We start from the raw sequence: 4,210 nt of genomic DNA, 5'->3' as shown, positions 1-4,210 counted from the left end.
CGGTACGACCACGTCGGCGGCCCCGTGGGCTGTCCCGCCGTCGGGCGCGGTGACCCCGGCCGGGCTGCCCGCCCGCTCCCGCAAGCGGCCCCCGCGCCCGCCGGGCCCGGCCGCCGCCCCGCCACCGGTCAGTGACGCGCTGCACGGGCCGACCGTCCCGACCGGCCTGCCGGTCACCGGTTTCCGACCGTCCACCCCGGAGCCTGCGGCCACCGACGCGCCCCCACCCGGCGGGCGGTGGACGGCCACGTCGGCCGATCCCGGACCCGCCCCGGCGACCGCCGGCCCGGTGGACGCGGGCCTGGTCGACACGGGTTCGGTGGACACGGGTCCGGTCGATACCGGCACTGTCGACGACGCCGGACCGGTCGACACCGACCCGGCCACGCGCCGGTCGGGCGGCTCCCACCCGGCCGCCCGGGCGACCGGGGACGGGCGGACGGCGGACGACGGTGTCGACCCGCCGTCGCCTACTGTGGAAGGGCCGGTGACCGACGCGGGACTGCCGGTGCGGGTGCGCCAGGCGAACCTGGCACCCGGGCTGCGGGCCTCGCCGAGCGCCGGGGAGACCGCGGCCGCAGGCACCCCGCGGCGTGCTCCCGAGCAGATACGCCAACTGATGAGCGCCTACCAGTCGGGCACCCGACGCGGTCGCAGCGACGCGGCCCGGCTGCTGGAGGGCACCCGCGCCGGCGACCGGCCGGACGCTGCGGACAACCCGGCGGGCTGACGGCGTCGCGACGGATGCGACGCCGCCGACGGGACGGCAACGAGCACGGCGTACGCGCCGGGGAAGAGGACGACGAGTGGGGCAGACGACGGCATCCGGTGCCGACCTGACGTGGTTGCTCGACGATCTGGTCAGCCGGGTCAAGCAGGCTGAGCACGCCGTCGCGCTCTCCACGGACGGCCTGCTGATGGCCGCGTCCGGGGGGATGGGACGGGACGACGGCGAACACCTCGCCGCGATGGCCGCCGGCATCCAGAGCCTGGCCCGGGGCGCCGGCAAGCGTTTCGGCGGCGGGCAGGTCCAGCAGACCATCATCGAGATGGAGTCCTCGTTCCTGTTCGTCACCGCGGCCGGGCCCAACGCCTGCCTGGCGGTGCTGGCCGGCACGGACGCCGATGTCGGCCTGATCGCGTACGAGATGGCGATGCTCGTCGCCCGGGTGGGCAAGTACGTGGCGTCCCCGGCCCGGGGCGTCGATCAGCCGTCCGGCGGGAACTGACCGCGATGGCCGGTGACGGCGACCCCGTGGACGAACAGTGGGTCGACGAGCACGCGGGCCCGGTGGTCCGTCCGTACGCGGTCACCCGGGGCCGGGCCCGCCCGGTCACCGGCTCCTTCGACCTGATCTCGCTGGTCACGGCGACCCGGACGAACGCGGTCGAGGAGGCCGGGCTGGGGCCGGAGCACGTGGCGATCGTGGCGCTGACCCAACGCATGCAGTCGGTGGCCGAGATCGCCGCCCGACTGGACCTGCCGGTGGGCACCGTACGGGTGCTCCTCGGTGACCTGGTGGCGCGGGACCTGGTCCGGGTACAGGAACCCCGGGAGCCGGCCGGTGTCAACGACGAGAGCATCTACGAGGCGGTGATCAATGGACTACGGGCACTCTGAACGTCCGGCGGGGGCGCGGGTGCTGCCCACCGCGCTCAAGGTTCTGGTGGCGGGCGGTTTCGGGGCCGGCAAGACGACCCTGGTCGGGGCGGTCAGCGAGAGCCGTCCACTGCGGACCGAGGAGGTGCTGACAGAGACCGGCATCGGCGTCGACGACCTGTCCGGTGTGGAACGCAAGAGCACCACCACGGTGGCGATGGACTTCGGCCGGATCACCATCAGCAACGACCTGGTGCTCTACGTCTTCGGCACCCCCGGGCAGGACCGGTTCTGGTTCCTGTGGGACGAGTTGGCGGTGGGGGCGCTCGGAGCGGTGGTGCTGGCCGACACCCGACGGTTGGCCGACTGTTTCCCGTCCATCGACTACTTCGAGGGGCGGGGTACCCCGTTCGTGGTGGCGGTGAACTGCTTCGAGGGCGCCCGCCGGTTCGGCGTCGACGAGATCCGCGCGGCGCTGGACCTGGACCCGGAGGTGCCGTTGCTGCTCTGCGACGCCCGGCAGCGGGAGTCCGGCCGCAACGTGCTGATCACGCTGCTGGAGCACGCCATGAAGACCCGCGAGGCCCGCCGCCGGGCTGCCGGCGGCTGAGCACGACCGCACCGCGCGCCGACGCGACGGGCCCCCTCCGCCGGCGGAGGGGGCCCGTTCCGTGCACGGGGTACGTCAGCTCGCGATCATGCGGCGCAGCACGTACTGGAGGATGCCGCCGTGGCGGTAGTAGTCCGCCTCGCCCGGGGTGTCGATCCGGACCACCGCGTCGAACTCCACGCCGGTGTCGGTGCTGACCCGCACCGTACGCGGGGTGTCGCCGTCGTCGAGCGCGGTCACCCCGGTGATGGAGAAGGTCTCCGTGCCGGTGAGGCCGAGCGACTCGGCGGTGGTGTCCACCGGGAACTGCAACGGCAGCACACCCATGCCGATCAGGTTGGACCGGTGGATGCGCTCGTAGGACTCGGCGATGACCGCCCGGACGCCGAGCAGCATGGTCCCCTTGGCCGCCCAGTCCCGCGACGAGCCGGAGCCGTACTCCTTGCCGGCCAGGATGACCAGCGGCACGCCGGCCTCCTGGTAGGCGGTGGAGGCGTCGTAGATGGAGGTCTGCTCGCCGGTCAGGTGGTTGACGGTGAAGCCACCCTCCACGCCGGGGACGAGCTGGTTACGCAGCCGGATGTTGGCGAAGGTGCCCCGGATCATCACCTCGTGGTTGCCCCGGCGGGAGCCGTACGAGTTGAACTCGTGGCGCGGCACGCCGTGCTCGGCGAGGTACCGGCCGGCGGGGGAGTCGGCCTTGATCGCGCCGGCCGGGGAGATGTGGTCGGTGGTGACCGAGTCGCCCAGCTTGGCCAGCACCCGGGCGTCGGCGATGTCGACGACCGGGCTGGGCTCCTGCTGCATCCCCTCGAAGTACGGGGGCTTGCGGACGTAGGTGGAGTCGTCGGCCCAGGCGAAGGTGTCGCCGGTCGGGGTGGGCAGCGACTGCCAGCGCTCGTCACCGGCGAACACGTCGGCGTAGGCGGCGCTGAACCCGGTCGCGCCGATCGCCTGGGCGATGACGTCCTGGATCTCGGCGGTGTTGGGCCAGATGTCGCGCAGGAACACCGGGTTGCCCTCGGTGTCCTCGCCGAGCGGCTCGTTGGCCAGGTCGATGTCCATCGTGCCGGCCAGCGCGTACGCCACCACCAGCGGCGGGGAGGCCAGGTAGTTCATCTTGACGTCCGGGTTGATCCGGCCCTCGAAGTTCCGGTTGCCGGACAGCACCGACACGACGGCCAGGTCGCCGGAGTTGACGGCGGCGGAGACCTCCTCCGGCAGCGGGCCGGAGTTGCCGATGCAGGTGGTGCAGCCGTAGCCGACCAGGTTGAAGCCGAGCTTGTCGAGGTACGGCGTGAGACCGGCCCGCTCGTAGTAGTCCATGACGACCTTGGAGCCGGGCGCCAGCGTGGTCTTGACCCACGGCTTGCGGCTCAGGCCCTTGTCGACGGCGTTGCGGGCCAGCAGCGCGGCACCGATCATCACCTGCGGGTTGGAGGTGTTGGTGCAGGAGGTGATCGCGGCGATCACGACCGCGCCGTGGTCCAGCTCGTACTCCACGCCGTCGCTGCCGGTGACCCGGACCGGGTTGCTGGCCCGGCCCCCGGCGCCGACGGCGGCGGTCTCCAGGTCGCGCGGCTCGTCGGCGGGGTCGCTGAAGTCGTTGGCGGGCGGGTCGCTGGCCGGGAACGACTCGGCGCTGGCCTCGTCGGCCGGGCCGTTCGCGCCCCGGGGGAGCTGCTCGCGGGCCACGCCGGGCTTGAGGTCGCGCTCACCGGCGGAGTCGTCGGCGACGTAGTCGGTCAGCGCCGAGCGGAACAGCGTCTTGGCGACCCCGAGCGGCACCCGGTCCTGCGGGCGCTTCGGCCCGGCCAGGGACGGCTCGATGGTGCCCAGGTCCAGCTCCAGGCGCTCGGAGTACGCCGGCTCACGCTCCGGGTCGTGCCAGAGCCCCTGCTCCTTGGCGTACGCCTCGACCAGCGCCACCTGGGAGGCGTCCCGGCCGGTCAGTTCCAGGTAGCGGACGGTCTCGGCGTCGATCGGGAAGATCGCGACGG

General features: G+C 73.3%; 4 protein-coding genes and 1 pseudogene. 4 read left to right on the top strand and 1 reads right to left on the bottom strand.

All coding sequences use genetic code 11. From position 1 onward, the window contains the following. From ACOJTC_RS27975 to ACOJTC_RS27960, 4 genes and pseudogenes are all read left to right on the top strand, one after another. Nucleotides 1-730, top strand: a pseudogene (locus tag ACOJTC_RS27975) (hypothetical protein); the annotation flags it as partial. Nucleotides 731-806: 76 nt separating this feature from the next. Beyond that, complete coding sequence (locus tag ACOJTC_RS27970) at nt 807-1,229, top strand: roadblock/LC7 domain-containing protein (RefSeq protein WP_204926119.1); 423 nt, start codon at nt 807-809, stop codon at nt 1,227-1,229. A gap of 5 nt (nt 1,230-1,234) precedes the next feature. Then, nucleotides 1,235-1,621 (top strand): DUF742 domain-containing protein, encoded by a 387-nt coding sequence (locus tag ACOJTC_RS27965; RefSeq protein WP_420119124.1) that lies wholly within the window; start codon nt 1,235-1,237, stop codon nt 1,619-1,621. Then, the gene (locus ACOJTC_RS27960) at nt 1,602-2,210 is read left to right on the top strand and encodes a GTP-binding protein (protein WP_204926120.1); all 609 of its coding nucleotides are present in this window, start codon (nt 1,602-1,604) and stop codon (nt 2,208-2,210) included. Before ACOJTC_RS27965 ends, ACOJTC_RS27960 begins: the two co-directional genes overlap by 20 nt. 75 nt (nt 2,211-2,285) lie before the next feature. On the opposite strand, the gene acnA is transcribed toward ACOJTC_RS27960, so the two are convergent. Beyond that, a partial coding sequence (acnA, locus tag ACOJTC_RS27955) for an aconitate hydratase AcnA (RefSeq protein WP_420119123.1) occupies nt 2,286-4,210 on the bottom strand: 1,925 nt, incomplete at its 5' end.

It is taken from the genome of Micromonospora sp. (assembly GCF_048594385.1).
Lineage (GTDB): Bacteria > Actinomycetota > Actinomycetes > Mycobacteriales > Micromonosporaceae > Micromonospora > Micromonospora wenchangensis.
The sequence above is the reverse complement of the archived record's forward strand: the minus strand, read 5'-3'. Positions and strand labels throughout refer to the sequence as shown.

Coding starts and splice junctions, on each gene's coding strand:
- ACOJTC_RS27960 (WP_204926120.1), top strand. CDS start 1,602: ATGGACTACGGGCACTCTGAACGTCCGGCGGGGGCGCGGGTGCTGCCC.
- ACOJTC_RS27965 (WP_420119124.1), top strand. CDS start 1,235: ATGGCCGGTGACGGCGACCCCGTGGACGAACAGTGGGTCGACGAGCAC.